The organism is Peribacillus sp. FSL M8-0224 (genome assembly GCF_038003055.1).
Taxonomy (GTDB): Bacteria; Bacillota; Bacilli; order Bacillales; family DSM-1321; genus Peribacillus; species Peribacillus frigoritolerans.
Map to the genome: position 1 here is coordinate 1 of NZ_JBBOOJ010000002.1, position 20,646 is coordinate 20,646.

Sequence of the window (20,646 nt, forward strand, 5' to 3'; positions counted from 1 at the left end):
TGTATTGCGATATTTTTCAGCTTTCAGGAGGAATGACGTAAATTAACAGCTAAATCGACCTGCAGGCTAATTAATTCCATCAGCTGACTTATTTATTCGGACTAAACTTGAATTGAAATAATTCATGGGAGCAAGATACGAATATGTAACGATCATGGAGCAGAGGTAATTTCATGAATGAAGCTATTGTAATTCAGAGGGAGGAGAAGGGCAGGATATTGAAGGGGATGTAGAGTATATGAGAGTAGATGCTTTTAGGAAGGTAAGGGGGATCAAATTCTGAGGTATTTGGAATTTCCATTATAAAGTAATTGATTTTATTTACATGCATTCTTGTCTTTGCTTATTCTTTTCATTATACTAGGAAGAATTTATTATTGATAATATGCAAGTTGGATGGGTAAGGAAGAAGGCAGACAAAATAGAACCATGAAGGGATCGGTATTGTGAGTAAAAAGAGTAAGGAAAAGTTTGAAGTTATCGAGGGCGAGACGATCGATGCATGTTTAGATCGAATTAAAGCGGCAGGTTACTTTCCTGTAAGGCGAACGGAAGAGCCTATCTTTGCCGAGAGAATCGAGAATGGCAAAGTCCATTATGAGCCGGTTGATCGAAAAATTGTATTCGAAGCAAAGTTAATCGAGTAAAACACGAACGATTAATTAATATCATGTAAAAATATTCGATTTTAACTTGACATTAAAATGGCCGGAAGGTAAGATGAAGTTACATTAATACGTCTCATATAATCATGGGGATATGGCCCAAAAGTTTCTACCTGATGACCGTAAATCATCGGACTATGAGAAAAGCATCTGACTATTTCGGAAACCTAGCCAAGTCTTTTTGTATTTTCCAAAAGGGCTTTCTGTTCCGGACAGGTTGCTTTCTCGATGAGGAAGCAACCTGTCCGGTTTTTTAATTTACATGTTATAGATAAATGATAAGCGTCTGTCTGCATACTCGGGACGCCATAATATGAGTGTTGGAGGGAAAGATGATATGAAACCGCAAGTTGGGGTTATTATGGGAAGTGTCTCGGATTGGGAAACGATGAAGTACGCTTGTGAATCATTGGAACAGCTTGAGATCCCCTATGAAAAAAGAGTCGTTTCCGCCCACCGGACGCCGGATTTACTATTTGAATATGCAGAGAGTGCAAAAGATAGAGATATTAAAGTGATTATTGCCGGAGCAGGCGGGGCTGCACATCTTCCAGGTATGACCGCCGCTAAAACGATTGTCCCTGTGATTGGCGTGCCAATACAGTCGAAGGCATTAAATGGGATGGATTCGTTATTATCGATTGTTCAAATGCCTGGTGGCGTACCGGTTGCAACGGTTGCGATCGGAAAAGCCGGCGCAGTCAATGCCGGTTTGTTAGCGGCTCAAATGTTAGCGGCTTTTGATTCTGACATTGCTGATAGGCTAGAGGCTTTACGAGACGAAACCAGAGAAAAGGTGTTACAGAGCAGTGAACAACTTAAATAATACAATCATATTACCGGGACAGACCATTGGAATTATCGGCGGTGGGCAATTGGGCAGGATGATGGCCTTGTCAGCTAAGGCATCGGGCTTTAAGATAGCGGTCCTTGAGCCGACTGCAGAAGGCCCATGTGCCCAAGTGGCGGATATTGAAATCATCGGTGCTTATGATGATATCGAATCATTGAAAAGGTTAGCTGACGTCAGTGATGTCATAACATACGAGTTTGAAAATATCAGTTCAGAAGCCTTGGATTGGTTAAAGCAACATGCATTTCTTCCACAGGGCTCAGAATTATTAAAGCTGACACAGGATAGATTGACTGAAAAAAAAGCCATATCCGATGCAGGAGCTTCCGTTGCTCCATATCAGGAAATACAGGATATTTCAGAAATTTACCTTCATATAGAGAAATTAGGGTACCCTAGTGTGTTAAAAACGACGCGGGGCGGTTATGATGGAAAAGGGCAGTTGGTCATTAAGGAAGAAGCCGATATCAAAAAGGCTGAACCCCTGCTCAAAACAGGTATATGTGTGCTGGAAGCCTGGATTCCTTTCGTAAAAGAAATATCCATCATCGTGACGCGTAAGGCTGATGGCGAGACAAGTCATTTTCCGATTGCGGAAAACATTCATATTGAAAACATTCTTCATAAAAGCATTGTTCCGGCCCGTATCAGTATCCAAGCTGAACGGAAAGCTATTGATGAAGCTTTGCAGCTTGCAGAGAAACTTGATTTGGTGGGGACATTGGCAGTCGAGATGTTTTTAACCGCTCAGGATGATATCATCATTAATGAATTAGCGCCAAGACCTCATAACTCAGGCCATTATACAATGGAGGCATGTGAGACTTCACAGTTTGAACAGCATATAAGGGCTGTCTGCAATTGGCCTCTCGGAAATACGGCGTTATTGAAGCCTGTGGTAATGATAAACATCCTTGGTGAGCATATCGGACCCTTGATGGATGAAATTCCGACGCTTTCAGATTGGAAGGTTCACCTTTACGGTAAGAAAGAAGCCAAGCTTAAGCGGAAAATGGGTCATGTGAATATTTTACGTCCAACGATTGAGGAAGCTCTTTTGGAAAGTGATCGAAGCAAAATATGGAATCAACAGGTTGAAACGGAGGAAGTAAAATGATTGAACGTTATACCCGCCCAGAGATGGGAAACATTTGGACAGAAAAGAACCGCTTTAATGCGTGGTTGGAAGTTGAAATCTTAGCTTGTGAAGCATGGTCGGAGCTAGGTGTCATTCCAAAAGAAGATGTGAAGCTTCTTCGTGAAAATGCTACATTCGATGTCGACCGTATCAATGAAATCGAAAAAGATACACGCCATGATGTTGTTGCTTTTACACGTGCGGTTTCCGAAACGTTGGGTGAAGAACGGAAATGGGTCCATTACGGACTGACTTCCACTGATGTGGTGGATACAGCTCTTTCATATGTGATAAAGCAGGCGAATGAGATCCTTGCCAAGGATTTAAATAACTTCGTGGAGATCCTGAAAAATAAAGCGAAAGAACATAAATACACGGTTCAAATGGGACGTACACATGGAGTTCATGCGGAACCGACCACTTTTGGGTTGAAACTGGCACTTTGGTATCAAGAAATGAAACGCAATGTCGAACGTTTTGAAGAAGCAAGAAAGAACATAGAGGTTGGGAAAATCTCTGGGGCTGTCGGAACTTACGCAAACATCGACCCGTTCGTTGAAAAATTCGTTTGTGAAAAGCTTGGCCTTGAAGCAGCGCCAATCTCAACACAAACATTACAACGAGATCGCCATGCACATTATATGAGTACATTGGCTTTAATTGCGACATCTATTGAAAAGTTTGCAGTGGAAATTCGCGGCTTGCAAAAAAGTGAAACACGCGAAGTGGAAGAATTCTTTGCAAAAGGACAAAAAGGATCTTCGGCAATGCCTCATAAACGGAATCCAATCGGTTCTGAAAATATGACGGGTATGGCTCGTGTAATCCGCGGTTACATGATGACAGCATATGAGAATGTGCCATTATGGCATGAACGTGACATTTCGCATTCTTCTGCTGAGCGCATCATCTTGCCGGATGCAACGATCGCATTAAACTATATGCTGAACCGTTTCAGCAACATAGTGAAGAACTTGACCGTTTATCCAGAAAATATGAAACGCAATATGGACCGTACGCTGGGATTGATTTTCTCACAACGTGTGCTGCTATCCCTTATCGATAAAGGACTTGTCCGTGAAGAAGCTTATGATACGGTTCAGCCGAAAGCGATGGAAGCATGGGAGCTTCAGGTTCCATTCAGAAGCCTGATCGAAAAGGATGATAAAATCACAAGCTTGCTTACGAAAGAAGAACTTGATGATTGTTTCGATCCTACACATCACCTGAAAAATGTTGATGTAATCTTTGATCGTTTAGGTTTATAAAAGTGAAGGCGGCAAACATGGCACCTTTAATGGTGATATGTTTGCCAAGCCTGATCAATGGCAGGAAGATTCATAATATTCACAATGTGGGGGTCTGGACAGATGGAAAAACGAGAATTGTTGTATGAAGGAAAAGCGAAACAGATTTTTGCAACGGACAACAGTGAAATAGTATGGGTGGAATACAAGGATTCGGCAACAGCATTCAATGGTGAGAAGAAGTCAGAGATTGCAGGAAAAGGTAAGTTGAATAATCAAATTACTAGCTTACTATTTTCAAAGCTTGCCCAAGAGAATATCCCGTCCCATTTTATTGAAATGCTTTCCGAACGGGAGCAGCTAGTCAAAAGGGTATCCATCATTCCGCTAGAAGTCGTTGTCAGAAATACGGCTGCCGGCAGTTTTTCTAAAAGGACTGGCATTGAAGAAGGCCAGCCGCTCAAGAAAACGCTGATTGAGTTTTACTATAAAGACGACGAGCTCGGCGATCCTCTGTTAACGGAAGACCATATTGAAGAATTGGAACTTGCAAGCAAGGAAGATGTAGCGATTTTAAAAGAAAAGGCACAAGAAATCAGTATCGTCTTAACGTCTTTCTTTAAAGAGTTGGACATTAAATTGATTGATTTTAAATTAGAGTTCGGCAAAACCCCGAATGGAGACATTCTGCTGGCAGATGAAATTTCACCTGATACCTGCCGATTATGGGATATTAACACGAACGAAAAATTAGACAAAGATGTATTCCGCCGTGATTTAGGAAGTTTAACAGATGCTTACGAAAAAATACTAGCAAAGTTGGAGGGCACTCAACATGTATAAGGTTAAGGTATATATCACACTACGCGAAAGTGTATTAGATCCACAGGGAGCAGCAGTGCAACAATCACTTCATAGCTTGACATATAACGAAGTTAGTGATGTTCGAGTGGGGAAATACATTGAACTTACAATTAAGGATACGGATCGTGATTTAGATCAACTTGTGAAGGAAATGTGTGAAAAACTATTGGCCAATACGGTAATTGAAGCTTACCGTTATGATGTTGAGGAGGTTATCACCCAATGAAATTTGCTGTCATAGTTTTCCCTGGCTCCAATTGTGATGTCGATATGTACCATGCGATAAAGGATGCACTGGGGGAAGAAGTGGAGTATGTTTGGCACTCTACAGACAATCTAGATCAGTATGATGGGATTCTCCTTCCTGGAGGTTTCTCTTATGGAGACTATTTACGCTCTGGAGCAATTGCACGCTTTTCGAATGTAATGGCTGAAGTCGTAAAAGCGGCACAAGCAGGAAAGCCTGTCTTGGGTGTCTGCAATGGTTTTCAGATTTTACTTGAAGCAGGACTTTTACCTGGAGCGATGCGCCGTAATGAAGGCTTGAAATTCATTTGCCGCAATGTAGGACTGAAGGTTGAAAATAACCAATCGATGTTCACGACAGGATATGAATTAAATGAAACGATTACGATCCCTGTGGCACATGGTGAAGGGAATTACTACTGCGATGATGAAACATTGGCTGAATTAAAACAAAATAACCGCATCTTGTTCACGTATGATGGTGAAAATCCAAACGGAAGCTTGGAGCAAATAGCGGGAATTACAAATGAACAAGGAAATGTCCTCGGAATGATGCCTCATCCCGAACGTGCTGTTGATTCGCTGCTTGGCAGTAAAGACGGCTTAAAGATTTTTCAATCCATCGTAAAAAACTGGAGGGAATCACATGTTATTACAGCTTGAACCAAGTCCGGAAAAAATTAAATCGGATCGATTGTACGCAACAATGGGACTATCCGATGATGAATTTGCAATGGTGGAGAAAATCTTAGGCAGACTGCCGAATTATACGGAAACTGGTTTGTTTTCGGTTATGTGGTCAGAGCATTGTTCCTACAAAAATTCAAAACCCATCTTAAGGAAATTCCCGATTACAGGGGAGAAAGTGCTACAAGGTCCTGGTGAAGGAGCAGGTATAGTTGATATCGGTGACGATCAGGCTGTCGTTTTTAAAATTGAAAGTCATAACCACCCTTCGGCAATAGAGCCTTATCAAGGTGCTGCTACCGGTGTCGGCGGAATTATCCGTGATGTTTTCTCCATGGGAGCCCGTCCGATCGCGATGTTGAACTCACTTCGCTTCGGTGAGCTAGACAATGATCGCGTGAAATATTTATTTAAAGAAGTGGTAGCAGGGATTGCAGGATACGGGAATTGTATCGGAATTCCAACTGTCGGCGGAGAAATTCAATTTGATCCATCGTATGAAGGAAATCCTCTTGTCAATGCAATGTGTGTCGGTTTGATCGATCATAAGGACATTAAAAAGGGCCAAGCGCATGGAGTGGGCAACACAGTGATGTATGTGGGTGCCAAAACTGGACGTGATGGCATTCATGGAGCAACATTTGCATCTGAAGAGCTATCAGAGTCTTCGGAAGAGAAACGGCCTGCCGTACAAGTAGGCGATCCATTCATGGAGAAACTGCTTTTGGAAGCATGCCTTGAATTGATTCAAAATGATGCCCTTGTTGGCATTCAGGATATGGGAGCTGCAGGTCTTACAAGCTCATCTGCCGAGATGGCGAGTAAAGCTGGCTCAGGAATAAAAATGAACCTGGATTTGGTACCGCAGCGTGAAACGGGAATGACAGCTTATGAAATGATGCTTTCTGAATCACAAGAGCGGATGCTGATCGTTGTCACTAAAGGACGCGAACAGGAAATCGTCGACTTGTTTACGAAATATGACCTAGAAGCGGTTGCTGTTGGTGAAGTAACGGATGATAAAAATCTAACACTTTCCCATCAAGGTGAAATCGTTGCTGAGGTTCCGGTTGATGCATTGGCTGAAGAAGCTCCTATTTATCACAAGCCATCTGCAGAACCGCAATATTTCCGTGACTTCCAAAGCATGACGGCAGAAGTGCCAGTCATTGAAGATTATAAAGAAACATTGGTATCCCTATTGAAGCAACCGACAATTTCGAGTAAGGAATGGGTCTACGACCAGTATGATTACATGGTCCGCACGAATACAGTCGTCTCACCTGGATCGGATGCGGCGGTAGTGCGTGTACGTGGTACGAATAAAGCCCTTGCCATGACGACGGATTGCAACTCCCGCTTTATTTATTTAGATCCTGAAACAGGCGGCAAAATCGCTGTGGCTGAAGCAGCCCGTAACATCATTTGCTCGGGTGCGGAACCTTTAGCGATCACGGATTGCTTGAATTTTGGGAATCCAGAAAAACCAGAAATATTCTGGCAACTGGAAAAAGCGGCAGACGGTATGAGTGAAGCTTGCAGAAGCTTAAGTACTCCTGTAATCGGCGGAAATGTTTCCCTTTATAATGAAACGAATGGTGAAGCGATTTATCCGACGCCTGTGGTTGGAATGGTTGGTCTAGTCAATGACCTTAAGCACATCACAACACAAACATTTAAAAATGAATCCGATTTGATTTACGTGGTCGGTGAAGCGAAAGTGGAATTCGGAGGCAGTGAATTACAGAAAATGCTCGAGGGTAAAATCTTTGGACGCGCTCCAGAACTTGATTTGGACCTTGAACAAAAACGTCAGCAGCAAATTCTGACTGCAATCCAAAAAGGACTTGTTGCATCTGCCCATGATCTTTCGGAAGGCGGTTTGGCAGTGGCTTTAGCTGAATCTTTATTCTCGGCTAGTAAACTTGGGGCTAAAGTGAATATATCCGGTGAACCGGTATCTGAATTATTCAGTGAAACGCAATCACGATTCTTACTGTCCATCAGTCCTCAAAACCAAGCGGCATTTGAAGCTCTTGTTGAAGATGCGATTTGCATAGGCTCAGTAACGGCTGATAATAAATTAGTCGTGGCAACAAGTGATAGCAAAGTATTGGAAGCGGACGTTGAAGATTTACAAACAGCTTGGAAGGGAGCCATACCATGCTTGCTGAAATAAGAAGCCTAAACGAAGAGTGTGGTGTTGTTGGAGTCTGGGGACATCCCGATGCAGCGCAGCTTGCTTACTACGGTTTGCATAGCTTGCAACATCGTGGTCAAGAGGGAGCGGGCATCGTCGTGACGGATGGTGAGCAGATGTCCATCTCTAAGGGCGAAGGACTTGTCACAGAGATATTCACTGCGGAAAAAATGCAGGCACTTTCCGGTAGCGGTAAAGCGGCAATAGGCCATGTCCGTTATACAACGGCAGGCGGCGGCGGGTATCAAAATGTTCAGCCTTTCCTGTTCAATTCTCATACAGGAGGGCTGGCACTTGCCCATAATGGGAATATCGTCAATGCCCATCAATTAAAAGCACAGCTTGAAGGACAAGGAAGCATTTTTCAAACGACCTCTGATACGGAAGTTCTGGCACATCTGATTAAACGCTCCGGCTACTCGGATGTAAGAGATTCCGTGAAGAACAGTTTAAGTATGCTAAAGGGAGCCTATGCCTTTGTCATCATGACCGAAACCCAAATGATCATGGCAAGAGATCCGCATGGCTTCCGTCCACTTTCCTTGGGGAAAATAGGCGATGCATATTTCGCTGCATCTGAAACATGTGCACTTGATATTGTAGGTGCAGAATTCATCCGCGATATTGAGCCGGGTGAACTCGTTGTCATTAATGATGAGGGAATCACATCCGAATACTTTTCGCTTTCCAGCCAACAGGCAATGTGCACGATGGAGTACGTGTATTTTTCCCGTCCGGATAGCAACATTGATGGTATCAATGTTCATACGGCACGGAAAAACCTTGGTAAGCAAATGGCACTCGAAACCAAAATTGAAGCAGACGTAGTTACAGGTGTACCTGATTCCAGCATCTCGGCAGCGATTGGCTATGCTGAAGCTGCAGGCATTCCTTATGAAATGGGCTTAATAAAGAATCGTTATGTTGGACGGACTTTCATTCAGCCATCACAAAGTCTGCGTGAACAAGGCGTAAAGATGAAACTATCACCTGTTAGAGGGGTAGTGGAAGGCAAGCGGGTCATAATGGTTGATGATTCAATCGTCCGTGGGACAACGAGCAGAAGGATTGTCCGCATGTTAAAAGATGCCGGAGCGAAAGAAGTGCATGTAGTAATCAGCTCACCACCGATCAAGAATCCATGTTTTTATGGCATAGACACGTCTAAAAAGGAAGAACTGATTGCAAGCTCAAAATCGGTGGAGGAAATAAGGGAAATCATTGAAGCTGATTCCTTAACTTTTTTAAGTGTCGAAGGTATGGTCGAAGCAATTGGACGACCGTTTCCTGGAGAAACGCGCGGTTCATGCCTAGCTTGTTTCACCGGAAATTATCCGACTGAAATTTTTGAATACGAACGAGAAAAAACAAAATGTTAATCAAGTCGGCAATGATGATTGATTTTCGGAGGAGGATTTCAAATGGCTAATGCATATAAACAGGCTGGTGTGGATATTGAGGCTGGTTATGAAGCGGTAAATCGAATGAAAAAACATGTAAAGCGCACATTTCGTCCGGAAGTAATGAATGGTCTGGGCGGTTTCGGCGGCATGTTTGACTTATCTTCCTTGAACCTTAAAGAACCTGTGCTCATTTCTGGTACGGATGGAGTGGGTACAAAACTTTTGTTAGCGTTCATGATGGATAAACACGATACAATTGGAGTGGATTGTGTAGCTATGTGCGTCAATGATGTTGTCGTTCAAGGTGCTGCACCTTTATACTTTTTAGATTATATTGCCTGCGGTAAAGCAGATCCTGAACGAATTGAAATGATCGTCAAAGGAATTGCAGATGGCTGTGAGCAGGCGGGCTGTGCTTTAATCGGCGGAGAAACGGCAGAAATGCCGGGCATGTATGAGACGGAAGAATACGATGTGGCAGGTTTTACTGTAGGTGCCGTTGAAAAATCACGTCTGATTACTGGTGAAGCGATCTCGGCTGGTGATGTCGTTATTGGACTCGCTTCAAGCGGCATCCACAGTAATGGGTATTCCCTTGTTCGTAAGATCCTTCTTGAAGACTCAGGCATGGGGCTTCATGACTTCGTACCGGAACTGGATTGCAAGTTGGGTGAGGAATTATTAAAACCGACGAAAATCTATGTGAAGTCCGTTTTATCGACGTTGGAAAAATTTGAGGTTAATGGTCTTGCCCATATCACCGGTGGAGGATTCATCGAGAATATTCCGCGTATTCTTCCTGAAGGATGCGGTGTTGAAATCGAGCTTGGAAGCTGGGAAATTCCAACTATATTCTCATTCCTTGAAGAAAAAGGGAACCTTGTAAAAGAGGAAATGTTCAATATCTTCAATATGGGAGTTGGAATGACGGCTATCGTGAAAAAAGAAGTGGCATCCGATGTGCTAGCCCACCTACGGTCTTGTGGTGAAGAAGCCTCAGTTATTGGGACGGTTGTGGATGGAAATGGAGTGTCGTTCAAATAATGAAACGCCTTGCTGTCTTTGCATCAGGTAACGGTAGTAATTTTCAATCAATTGCTGAAGCAATAAAAAGTGGAAAGTTGAAGGCGGAAATCTGTCTTGTCGTATGCGATCGTGAAGACGCATATGTGCTTGAGAGAGCCAAGCTTGAGAATATTGACTCTTTCTCCTTTTCAGCAAAGAATTACTCCAACAAGACTGAATATGAATCGGAAATCCTGGAAAAACTTCGCCAGTATGAGATAGAATTCATCATTCTGGCTGGTTATATGCGTTTGATCGGACCGACATTATTACAAAAGTATTCACAGAGGATCGTGAATATCCACCCTTCACTTCTGCCTAGTTTTCCAGGCAAGGATGCAATTGGCCAGGCTTTTGACGCCGGAGTGAAGGAAACGGGGGTAACGGTTCATTATGTGGATGATGGAATGGACACAGGACCGGTCATTGCCCAAAAAGCAGTGCCGATTCTTGAGGGGGATACGAAAGACATCCTTCAAAAAAGGATTCAGGAAATGGAGCATGACCTGTATCCGTCAGTTTTGCAGGAGCTATGCCACAAGAAACTTACTTAATGGAGGGACCAACATAACATGAAGAAACGTGCATTAATTAGTGTATCGGATAAAACAGGTATCGTAGAATTTGCTCAAGGATTAATTGAAGCAGGTTTTGAAATCATTTCTACAGGCGGTACCAAAAAAACGCTGCAGGATAATGGTATTGAGGTAATTGGAATCAGTGACGTCACCGGTTTCCCTGAAATATTGGATGGACGTGTTAAAACGCTTCACCCGAATGTCCATGGAGCAGTGTTGGCAAAACATGATGACAAAAATCACGCAGCACAGCTTGCGGAACATAATATTGAACCCATTCAACTTGTCTGTGTGAACCTATATCCATTCCAGGCGACTATTTCCAAACCGGAAGTCACTGTGGAAGATGCTATTGAAAACATCGATATCGGTGGACCGACAATGCTTCGTTCTTCTGCTAAAAACCACGAATATGTGACTGTTATCGTTGATTCCAATGATTATCCTACCGTATTGGCTGAGCTGAAACAAAACGGCGGGGTATCAAAAACCACGAATCGCCGCCTGGCAGCAAAAGTTTTCCGTCATACAGCAGCATATGATGCCGTTATTTCAGAGTATATGACAGAGCTTGCCGATGAAGAAAATCCTGAATCATTGACTGTTACCTATGAATTGAAACAGTCGCTTCGTTATGGGGAAAATCCACATCAAAAAGCCGCATTCTATAAAAAACCGCTTGGTTCCGTTTTCTCAATTGCAGAAGCGAATCAATTACATGGAAAAGAACTTTCCTACAACAACATTAATGATGCTGATGCAGCACTTCAAATCGTTAAAGAATTCAATGAGCCGGCTGCAGTTGCAGTCAAACATATGAATCCGTGCGGCGTCGGTGTCGGTGCGACCATTTTGGAAGCATATGAAAAAGCATATGAGGCAGATGCCACTTCCATTTTCGGTGGGATCATCGCTTTGAACCGTGAAGTTGATAAGGCAACTGCGGAAAAGCTTCATGAAATCTTCCTTGAAATCATCATTGCACCTGGGTTTACACAAGAGGCAGTGGAAGTATTGACAAGCAAGAAAAACCTGCGTTTATTAACGATCGATTTCGACGCGGTTAAAAAGCCTGAACGTAAATTGACATCCATTGAAGGCGGATTGCTTATTCAAGATCAGGATGCACATAGCTTAAAGGATGCAGAGGTAAAAGTGGCAACGAAACGTGAGCCTACCCCTGAAGAGTGGAAAGCCATGGAACTTGGCTGGAAAATCGTGAAACATGTCAAGTCGAATGCAATTGTGGTTTGTAATGATCAAATGACATTAGGTGTTGGCGCAGGACAAATGAACCGCGTGGGAGCTGCAAAAATTGCTTTGGAACAAGCTGGGGAAAGAGCAACAGGAAGTGCATTGGCATCAGATGCTTTCTTCCCGATGGATGATACTGTAGAAGCGGCAGCGAAAGCGGGCGTCACGGCAATCATTCAGCCTGGTGGATCTGTTAAAGACGAAGATTCAATCAAGAAAGCTGATGAATATGGGATTACGATGGTGTTTACAGGAATTCGTCACTTTAAACATTAATCAAAAATGAGGTGCGATAATGAATGTACTAGTAATTGGCCGGGGCGGCAGGGAGCATGCCATAGCCCGCAAACTATTTGAAAGTAAACGAGTTGGGACCGTTTTTGCAGCACCGGGAAATCCAGGGATGACCGATGTAGCGACTCTTGTACCAATTGATGAAAACAATCATGGGGATTTGGTTGCCTTTGCAAAGAAGAATGCTGTTTCATTAACGGTGATCGGGCCCGAAACCCCATTGCTGAATGGACTTGCAGATGATTTTACGGAGGCAGGATTACAGGTATTTGGCCCTAATGGCCGTGCTGCAGTCATCGAGGGAAGTAAATCCTTTGCTAAAGATTTAATGAAGAACTACAGCATTCCGACAGCGGAATATGAAACATTTTCTGATTATGATTCAGCAAAAGCATATATCGAAAAAATGGGTGCCCCCATTGTCATAAAAGCGGATGGTTTGGCAGCAGGAAAAGGTGTCGTAGTTGCTATGACGATGGAAGAGGCGTTAGACGCCATCCATGATATGCTAGTCGGAGCAAAGTTCGGGGAAGCATCTGCCAAAGTCGTTATTGAGGAATTCCTTGATGGCGAGGAATTTTCATTGATGGCATTCGTTAATGGGGAAAAAGTGTATCCGATGGTCATTGCTCAAGATCATAAGCGGGTTTTTGATGGAGATCAGGGTCCGAACACAGGTGGAATGGGTGCATATTCACCGGTGCCGCAAATATCCGATGAAATGATCCAGACTGCAGTCGAAACGATTCTTAAACCCACGGTAAATGCAATGATTTCTGAGAATCGGAGTTTTACAGGAATATTATATGCCGGGTTGATCGCCACTGAAAAAGGCACAAAAGTCATTGAGTTCAATGCCCGTTTTGGCGATCCGGAAACGCAAGTCGTTTTACCTCGTCTAAAGACAGACTTCGTAGATACGCTTGAAGCGGTTCTTTCTGGAGAGGATTTACAACTTGAATGGCATGAAGAAGCCGTGCTCGGAGTGGTCGTCGCAGCTGATGGATATCCAGGGGAATATAAAAAGGGATCTATCATTAAAGGCTTGGAAAAGATTGATCCGAAAGCCCATGTTTATCATGCTGGAACGGCTCTCAATAATGAAGGGAACTTCATCTCGAATGGCGGACGTGTACTTCTGGTTGCTGCAAAAGGGAAGGATTTGGCCTCTGCGCAAGCTGAAGTATATAAAGAGTTAGGGCATATTGAGAAAGACGGTTTATTTTGGCGAACGGATATTGGCTACCGAGCAATAAAATACAATTTTTCATCATAATATAAAGAAGCTGACTCTAAGCGGAGTCAGCTTCTTCTATAAGACTTAATATGAATTAGATTGATTCGATTCATTTTCCTGTTTTGGTCCTTTTGTCATCAAGTTTTGTCCGTTTTCCATCGCATCGACGACAGGACAATAACGGAGGATTCCTTCACCTATTTTCATGGCGGAAAGCATGGCCACGATTATATAAGATTGGTTTTTCCATGGTTTTTTCACCATTTTAGCCGTAGCCCATGTTAGAAATGTAAAACCACAAGTAATTCGCATTAAAGCATTTATTATACTGATATTTTGTTTAAACTTCATATAAAATCCATCCCTTCACAAAAATTTAACAATAATCTGGATAACATTACTGTTCTAATGGGGCAAGTATGTTACTATGAAATAAAATTGGATTGAAAATGGTTTTTTTCATACACTGTTTCTAATAACTTATGGGGGAATGTTTATGCTTGAACAGCGCTATAGATGGAAAAATAAACATCTAAGAGAACATATAGATGTGCTGGATGGCAATAGGGCACCACACATTCTGCTAAAAAATACGACTTATTTAAATCAGGCTTTACGAAAATGGGTAAAAGCGAATATATGGATATATGAAGATCGCATCATATATGTTGGCGATAAGCTTCCTGATAATATAGACCGCTGTGAAATGGTCGACTGTACAAACCAGTACTTGGTCCCGGGTTATATTGAGCCGCATTCACACCCTTCTCAATTATATAATCCCCTTTCTTTTTCACGTTATGCATCTCATTTTGGCACAACGACATTGATCAATGATAACTTGCCGTTTCTATTGCAGTTAGATAAAAAGAAAGCGTTTTCTCTTTTGAAAGAATTACGTAACATTCCTGTAACAATGTATTGGTGGAGCCGTTTTGACGGACAAACGGAATTGATCGATGAAGATATGGTCTTTTCCCATGGGGCCGTCAAGTCATGGCTGGAGCATGATGCCGTATTACAGGGCGGGGAACTAACTGGATGGCCGAAGCTTCTCGATGGGGATGACATGATGTTGCACTGGATTCAGGAAGCCAAGCGAATGAGGAAGAAAATAGAAGGACACTTTCCAGGTGCTTCAGAGAAGACTTTAGCAAAAATGACCTTGTTCGGCGCCGATTGTGATCATGAGGCAATGACAGGTGATGAAGTCATGTCACGCTTGCTGCAGGGCTATTATGTATCGTTAAGACATTCTTCGATCCGTCCGGATTTACCAAAGCTGATACAGGAAATCCATGAACTGGGCATTGATCATTATGACAAATTCTTTTATACGACAGATGGATCACCGCCGTCCTTTTATGAAGGTGGTTTCATAGACTGCTTGATCAAAATAGCGATAGAGCATGGCGTTCCGGTCATCGATGCCTACAATATGGCGACCATCAACATCGCACGATATTATAACATTGAATACCTTCATGGCAATATTGCCACAGGGAGGGTGGCGAACATCAACTTCCTGACCGATGTAAAGGAACCCGCACCAGTTTCGGTAATGGCGAAAGGGAAATGGGTGAAAAGGGATGGTGAGATCATTCCGGATAAACAGGAAATCGAATGGAGTGATTTCGATTTTAAACCGCTCGATCTTGATTGGGATCTCAGTTTAAAGGAAGATTTTGAATTTTCCATGCCGTTCGGGATAGAATTGGTTAATAATGTAATTACGAAACCGTACTCCCTTGCCAATGATGTTGGGCATGAAGAACTGAACTTTGAGGATGATGAATGCTTTTTCATGCTAATCGACCGGGAAGGGAAATGGCGCATCAATACGATATTAAAAGGGTTTGCGGACAAATTGTGTGGCTTTGCTGGCTCTTATACAAATACAGGTGATATCATACTGATCGGTAAAAGGAAAAAGGATATGCATTTGGCATTTAACCGGCTGAAGGAAATTGGCGGTGGAATCATTTTGACGGAACAAGGCAAGGTGATTCATGAACTTCCTCTGAAATTAAAGGGAGTCATGTCGACCAAGGAGGTTCCTGAATTGATAAAAGAAGAAAATGAATTGAAACATTTGCTGCGGGAGAGAGGTTATCGCTTCGCCGATCCTGTGTATACCCTTTCATTCTTTTCGACAACCCATCTGCCATATATAAGGCTGACCCAGCGAGGAGTATATGATGTAATGAATAAAACTATACTCTTTCCCACTATAATGCGTTAAAATATAAGAGAAGAAATGGCTAATAAATCAGAGGAGTGGAAAGATGAATTTTAAGAGAGTTCTTTTCATCGTTATTGCTATTTTACTGCTGGCAGGCTGTTCGACGAAAGAGGATCCTGCATCGGATGACAGTAAGCCGAAAGACCAAGCTGTCATCAAAAATACAGATGTGAAAAATGAACCTTCCAATGAGTTTCCACTTACAGGTATGGCCACCGAAGCAGGCAGTGAGCGAAGGGCTGCAGCAGTGATGATTAATAATCATCCGGAAGCACGCCAGCAATCGGGTCTCTCAGAAGCCGATATGGTTTACGAAATGCTCGCAGAAGGTGACATAACCAGATTTTTAGCTATCTTCCAAAGTGAAATGCCTAGTCAAATCGGTCCGATTCGGAGTGCAAGGGACTATTATATCGAATTGGCTAAAGGCCTTGATTGCATCTATGTCTGTCATGGGTATAGCCCCGAGGCAAAGACCATGCTGGACAGAGGGTATATTGATAACTTGAACGGATTATATTATGATGGTACTTTGTTTCAACGTTCGGCAGATCGAAAAGCACCGCATAATTCCTACACCTCCTTTGAGGATATCGAAAAAGGTGCAAAGGAAAAGGGTTATGAGTTGAATGGTGCACCGGAGCCTTATGCTTTCCTTACAAAGGAAGAGGCAGCTGGACTTCAAGGGGAACCGGCATTGAAAACCGAGGTTTCCTACGGATCAGACGAGTATGATGTACAGTATGAATACGAGGCCACGGAAGAGAAATATAAACGTTATTCGAATGGAGAGCAAACAGTCGAGCATAAATCGAATAAACCTATTTTACTGGATAATATATTGATCATTGAGGCTGCTCATCAAGTGATCGACGACAAAGGGCGTCGAAAAATCGACTTGAAAAGTGGCGGAAATGGTTATTTACTTCAAAAAGGAAAAGCGAATGAAGTAGAATGGGTGAATAAGGATGGTCGTATTACACCAGTGAAAAACGATAAAGAGGTAGGGTTGATTCCAGGGAAAACTTGGATCAATATTATTCCGGATGAACCTGGTTTAGTAGGAGACGTCTCATTTTGATACCCATGAAATTGAGGGGGAGTAACATGCAAATTGATAAGTTAAGAGGAAAAGAAACGGATCAGCTGTTCAAGTCGATCCTTTCCTTGCGTGATTTGGACGAATGCTATCGATTTTTTGATGATCTATGCACAGTTAATGAAATTTCATCATTGGCACAGCGTCTTGAAGTAGCCCGCATGCTTGAAGAAGGAAAAACCTATCATAAAATCGAAACGGAAACAGGTGCAAGCACGGCTACGATTTCCAGGGTCAAACGCTGCTTGAACTACGGAAATGATGCTTATTCCATGGCTCTGAACCGTATTAAGGATAACGTAGAGGAAACAACTGAATCATAATTCTTTCGATTATAATAAAAAGCTGGGGAATTCATTTCCCGGCTTTTTATTTTGTGTCCAGCACGCTCATTGCCGGCTGTCTTTCAGCCGTATCCATGTTATATTGGATTTTAGATTAAAAGGTTCCATTTGGTAATAACATTTTATCGATACTTCTCTTTTTTAATGAAAAATCTTAATGCTATAATGGTGTAATGGGAAGTGTGAATGGAGGATTATAATGTACGATTTTCGCGAGTGGAAACATGTTTTCAAACTCGATCCAAATAAAGAAATAAGTGATGAGGCCCTTGAGAAAGTCTGTGAATCCGGTACTGATGCAATCATGGTCGGGGGAACGGATGGTATCACGCTTGAGAATGTGCTTCATTTAATGGCACGTGTCAGGCGATATACGGTCCCGTGTGTGATGGAAATTTCTTCAGTTGAAACGGTGACGCCAGGGTTTGATTTATATTTCATTCCGAGTGTCCTGAATAGCACCAACCCGGATTGGATGATGAAATTGCATCAGCAAGCAGTCAAGGAATACGGATACCTTTTGAATTGGGATGAAATTTTCGTTGAAGGGTACTGTATCCTGAACCCTGAGTGCAAGGCGGCACAATTGACGAAAGCCAATACTGATTTGGATATGGATGATGTGGGTGCATACGCGATGATGGCGGAAAAGATGTTCAACCTGCCGATCTTTTATTTGGAATACAGCGGTGATTATGGCGATGTCCAGATGGTGGAAGCGGCCAAAGAGAGTTTGGAAGATACCATACTATTCTATGGCGGTGGGATAAAATCGGTTGAACAGGCCAAAGAGATGTCCAAGATTGCGGATGTCATCGTTGTCGGCAATGTGATTTATGAAGATTTGAAAGTGGCCCTTGCAACAGTTACGGCAGTTAAATGAAAACATGTAAGAAATATAGTATACTAAAACAGAAACGAATGTTCGTATAGGTGGTGTGATAATGCAATATTTAGCGGAAAAATTATTAATTGGTTTGAATGAACAGCAACAAAAAGCAGTGAAAGCAACAGATGGTCCACTTTTAATCATGGCTGGGGCAGGAAGTGGAAAGACGCGTGTGCTGACTCACCGAATAGCTTATTTGATGGTCGAGAAGGAAATAGCGCCTTGGAACATCCTTGCAATCACGTTCACCAACAAAGCGGCACGTGAGATGAAGGAGAGGATCCGTGCCATACTTGGCGGTGCATCCGAAGATATCTGGATTTCGACTTTCCACTCGATGTGTGTCCGCATTCTACGAAGAGATATCGACCGTATCGGATTTAATAGGAACTTCTCGATATTGGATACGACGGATCAGCAATCGGTCATAAAACAAATCATGAAAGACCGTAATATGGATACAAAGAAATATGATTATCGTGCCATTTTGGGCAGCATCAGTTCAGCGAAAAATGAATTGGTCGGGCCGGAAGAGTACCTGAAGACGGCGTCTGATTACTTCACTAAAGTAACGGCCGATGTTTATACGGAATATCAAAAACGGCTGCGCAAAAATTCAGCGCTCGATTTCGATGATTTGATCATGATGACGATTCAATTGTTCCAGCTCGTACCTGAGGTGCTTGAATATTATCAGCGTAAATTTCAATACATTCATGTTGATGAGTACCAAGATACGAACAGGGCTCAATACATGCTTGTTAAATTATTGGCTTCACGCTTCCGTAATCTCTGTGTTGTCGGGGATTCCGATCAATCGATCTATCGTTGGCGCGGTGCGGATATTGCGAATATCCTTTCATTTGAAAAAGATTATCCGAATGCCAACATGATTTTCCTTGAACAGAATTACCGCTCGACGAAAAAAATCCTTGCAGCAGCGAATAAGGTCATCGATAACAATCAAAACCGTAAGCCGAAAAATCTTTGGACCGAGAATGCAGATGGCAATAAGATATTCTATTACCGTGCGGACAATGAACAAGGGGAAGCGCAATTCGTAGCCGGAAAGATAAATGAGTTAGTTCAGGACGGCAGCAGGAAGTATTCAGATATAGCAATACTTTACAGAACGAATGCACAATCACGTGTCATGGAGGAAGTTCTGCTTAAATCCAATATTAATTATGCAATAGTCGGGGGCACTAAGTTCTATGACCGTAAAGAGATTAAGGATTTACTTGCCTATCTTCGACTTATTGCGAACCCTGATGATGACATCAGCCTTCGCCGTGTAATCAATGTGCCAAAACGCGGAATTGGTGCAACTTCGATGGACAAAGTGGCAGATTATGCAGATCAATATGATGTTTCCATATATAAAGCACTGGAGTCTGTGGAAATGGCAGGGATAAGCGGGAAGGCCACCAAAGCGGCAAGGGAATTCCATACGCTGATCACTAATTATACAAATCAGCAGGAGTACTTATCCGTGACGGAACTTGTGGAGGAAGTCATCGAGAAAACCGGTTACCGTGAGATGCTGCAGGCAGAAAAAACGATTGAATCACAAAGCCGGCTTGAAAATATAGATGAGTTTTTATCTGTTACGAAAGCATTCGAAGATAACAGCGAGGACAAATCATTGGTGGGCTTTTTGACTGACCTTGCGTTGGTTGCCGATATAGACCAACTTGACGAGAATACCGAAGAAAATACAAATACGGTAACGTTGATGACATTGCATTCAGCGAAGGGACTTGAATATCCGGTAGTCTTTCTATTGGGCCTTGAAGAAGGGGTTTTCCCTCACAGCCGCTCGCTTATGGATGAAGAGGAGATGGAAGAAGAACGCCGTCTGGCTTATGTGGGAATTACAAGGGCCGAAAATGAACTATTCATAAGCAATGCCCAAATGCGGACATTGTATGGACGGACGAGCATGAATCCCGTTTCACGTTTCATCAGTGAAATACCAGAGGAACTTCTCGAAGACCTAAAACCGAAACCTGCTCCTAGAGCTAGGCAAACGCCTTTCAGCTCTTCGAGAACCGGGTCTCCTTCAACGGCTTCAACAAGAAAAGTGCCTGCCTTTGGAAAAGCTGTTTCTGCACCATCCGCAACGGGCGGTGAAGAAATCGGCTGGGCTGTCGGTGACCGTGCCTCCCATAAAAAATGGGGTATAGGAACCGTGGTGAGCGTAAAAGGGGAAGGCGAAGGAAAGGAATTGGATATTGCCTTTCCAAGTCCAATCGGCATCAAACGCCTATTGGCGAAATTTGCACCAGTTGAAAAAGCATAAGCTATTAATATGCTCCTGCTGGTAAAGAATAGGGATATC

The 20,646-nt window shown here is 42.8% G+C and carries 19 protein-coding genes and 1 riboswitch; of the genes, 18 read left to right on the forward strand and 1 reads right to left on the reverse strand.

The window, feature by feature from the left end; translation table 11 throughout:
• Window positions 1-446: 446 nt before the first annotated feature.
• The 13 genes from MKX49_RS27995 (at window position 447) to purD (ending at window position 13,770) form a co-directional block, all read left to right on the forward strand.
• Window positions 447-647: an NETI motif-containing protein gene (locus MKX49_RS27995; RefSeq protein WP_048680636.1), complete on the forward strand. Its 201-nt coding sequence runs from the start codon at window positions 447-449 to the stop codon at window positions 645-647.
• A 74-nt stretch (window positions 648-721) separates the two neighbouring features.
• Window positions 722-823, forward strand: a riboswitch (purine riboswitch).
• A 179-nt stretch (window positions 824-1,002) separates the two neighbouring features.
• Window positions 1,003-1,491, forward strand: coding sequence for a 5-(carboxyamino)imidazole ribonucleotide mutase (gene purE / locus MKX49_RS28000; RefSeq protein WP_034306127.1), 489 nt, complete (start codon window positions 1,003-1,005; stop codon window positions 1,489-1,491).
• Window positions 1,475-2,635: a 5-(carboxyamino)imidazole ribonucleotide synthase gene (gene purK, locus MKX49_RS28005; RefSeq protein WP_340878630.1), complete on the forward strand. Its 1,161-nt coding sequence runs from the start codon at window positions 1,475-1,477 to the stop codon at window positions 2,633-2,635. The genes purE and purK overlap by 17 nt, the downstream gene beginning before the upstream one ends.
• The gene (purB, locus tag MKX49_RS28010) at window positions 2,632-3,924 is read left to right on the forward strand and encodes an adenylosuccinate lyase (protein WP_034306123.1); all 1,293 of its coding nucleotides are present in this window, start codon (window positions 2,632-2,634) and stop codon (window positions 3,922-3,924) included. Before purK ends, purB begins: the two co-directional genes overlap by 4 nt.
• Window positions 3,925-4,026: 102 nt before the next feature.
• Window positions 4,027-4,746, forward strand: coding sequence for a phosphoribosylaminoimidazolesuccinocarboxamide synthase (purC, locus tag MKX49_RS28015; RefSeq protein ID WP_048680630.1), 720 nt, complete (start codon window positions 4,027-4,029; stop codon window positions 4,744-4,746).
• The gene (purS, locus tag MKX49_RS28020; RefSeq protein WP_034306118.1) at window positions 4,739-4,993 is read left to right on the forward strand and encodes a phosphoribosylformylglycinamidine synthase subunit PurS; all 255 of its coding nucleotides are present in this window, start codon (window positions 4,739-4,741) and stop codon (window positions 4,991-4,993) included. The genes purC and purS overlap by 8 nt, the downstream gene beginning before the upstream one ends.
• The gene (gene purQ, locus MKX49_RS28025) at window positions 4,990-5,676 is read left to right on the forward strand and encodes a phosphoribosylformylglycinamidine synthase subunit PurQ (RefSeq protein WP_048680628.1); all 687 of its coding nucleotides are present in this window, start codon (window positions 4,990-4,992) and stop codon (window positions 5,674-5,676) included. The genes purS and purQ overlap by 4 nt, the downstream gene beginning before the upstream one ends.
• Entirely contained in the window at window positions 5,660-7,879 is a 2,220-nt protein-coding gene (gene purL / locus MKX49_RS28030; protein WP_340878631.1) for a phosphoribosylformylglycinamidine synthase subunit PurL, read from the forward strand. The genes purQ and purL overlap by 17 nt, the downstream gene beginning before the upstream one ends.
• Window positions 7,864-9,279 (forward strand): amidophosphoribosyltransferase, encoded by a 1,416-nt coding sequence (gene purF, locus MKX49_RS28035; RefSeq protein WP_048680621.1) that lies wholly within the window; start codon window positions 7,864-7,866, stop codon window positions 9,277-9,279. The genes purL and purF overlap by 16 nt, the downstream gene beginning before the upstream one ends.
• Window positions 9,280-9,321: 42 nt before the next feature.
• Window positions 9,322-10,347 (forward strand): phosphoribosylformylglycinamidine cyclo-ligase, encoded by a 1,026-nt coding sequence (purM, locus tag MKX49_RS28040; RefSeq protein ID WP_048680618.1) that lies wholly within the window; start codon window positions 9,322-9,324, stop codon window positions 10,345-10,347.
• Window positions 10,347-10,922, forward strand: coding sequence for a phosphoribosylglycinamide formyltransferase (gene purN / locus MKX49_RS28045; RefSeq protein ID WP_133351554.1), 576 nt, complete (start codon window positions 10,347-10,349; stop codon window positions 10,920-10,922). Before purM ends, purN begins: the two co-directional genes overlap by 1 nt.
• 18 nt (window positions 10,923-10,940) lie before the next feature.
• Window positions 10,941-12,476: a bifunctional phosphoribosylaminoimidazolecarboxamide formyltransferase/IMP cyclohydrolase gene (purH, locus tag MKX49_RS28050; RefSeq protein WP_063595367.1), complete on the forward strand. Its 1,536-nt coding sequence runs from the start codon at window positions 10,941-10,943 to the stop codon at window positions 12,474-12,476.
• A gap of 19 nt (window positions 12,477-12,495) precedes the next feature.
• Entirely contained in the window at window positions 12,496-13,770 is a 1,275-nt protein-coding gene (gene purD, locus MKX49_RS28055) for a phosphoribosylamine--glycine ligase (protein ID WP_063595366.1), read from the forward strand.
• 45 nt (window positions 13,771-13,815) lie between these two features.
• Here the strand turns inward: purD and MKX49_RS28060 are convergent, their stop codons facing one another.
• Window positions 13,816-14,082 carry a YgaP-like transmembrane domain gene (locus MKX49_RS28060; RefSeq protein ID WP_340878633.1) on the reverse strand — a complete coding sequence of 89 codons (267 nt, stop codon included), beginning with the start codon at window positions 14,080-14,082 and terminating at the stop codon, window positions 13,816-13,818.
• A 145-nt stretch (window positions 14,083-14,227) separates the two neighbouring features.
• On the opposite strand from MKX49_RS28060, the gene MKX49_RS28065 reads away from it, so the two are divergent.
• The 5 genes from MKX49_RS28065 to pcrA all read left to right on the forward strand — a co-directional run bounded on the left by MKX49_RS28065 (window position 14,228) and on the right by pcrA (window position 20,607).
• Window positions 14,228-15,973, forward strand: coding sequence for an adenine deaminase C-terminal domain-containing protein (locus MKX49_RS28065; protein WP_048680603.1), 1,746 nt, complete (start codon window positions 14,228-14,230; stop codon window positions 15,971-15,973).
• Window positions 15,974-16,016: 43 nt separating this feature from the next.
• On the forward strand, window positions 16,017-17,054 hold the full coding sequence (locus MKX49_RS28070; RefSeq protein WP_340878634.1) for a DUF3048 domain-containing protein: 1,038 nt from the start codon (window positions 16,017-16,019) through the stop codon (window positions 17,052-17,054).
• Window positions 17,055-17,080: 26 nt separating this feature from the next.
• Window positions 17,081-17,395 carry a YerC/YecD family TrpR-related protein gene (locus MKX49_RS28075; protein ID WP_034306094.1) on the forward strand — a complete coding sequence of 105 codons (315 nt, stop codon included), beginning with the start codon at window positions 17,081-17,083 and terminating at the stop codon, window positions 17,393-17,395.
• A 220-nt stretch (window positions 17,396-17,615) separates the two neighbouring features.
• A complete protein-coding gene (locus MKX49_RS28080; protein ID WP_034306092.1) occupies window positions 17,616-18,299 on the forward strand; it encodes a heptaprenylglyceryl phosphate synthase in 684 nt (227 codons plus the stop codon).
• 61 nt (window positions 18,300-18,360) lie between these two features.
• Window positions 18,361-20,607, forward strand: coding sequence for a DNA helicase PcrA (pcrA, locus tag MKX49_RS28085; RefSeq protein ID WP_048680596.1), 2,247 nt, complete (start codon window positions 18,361-18,363; stop codon window positions 20,605-20,607).
• Window positions 20,608-20,646 lie beyond the last annotated feature (39 nt).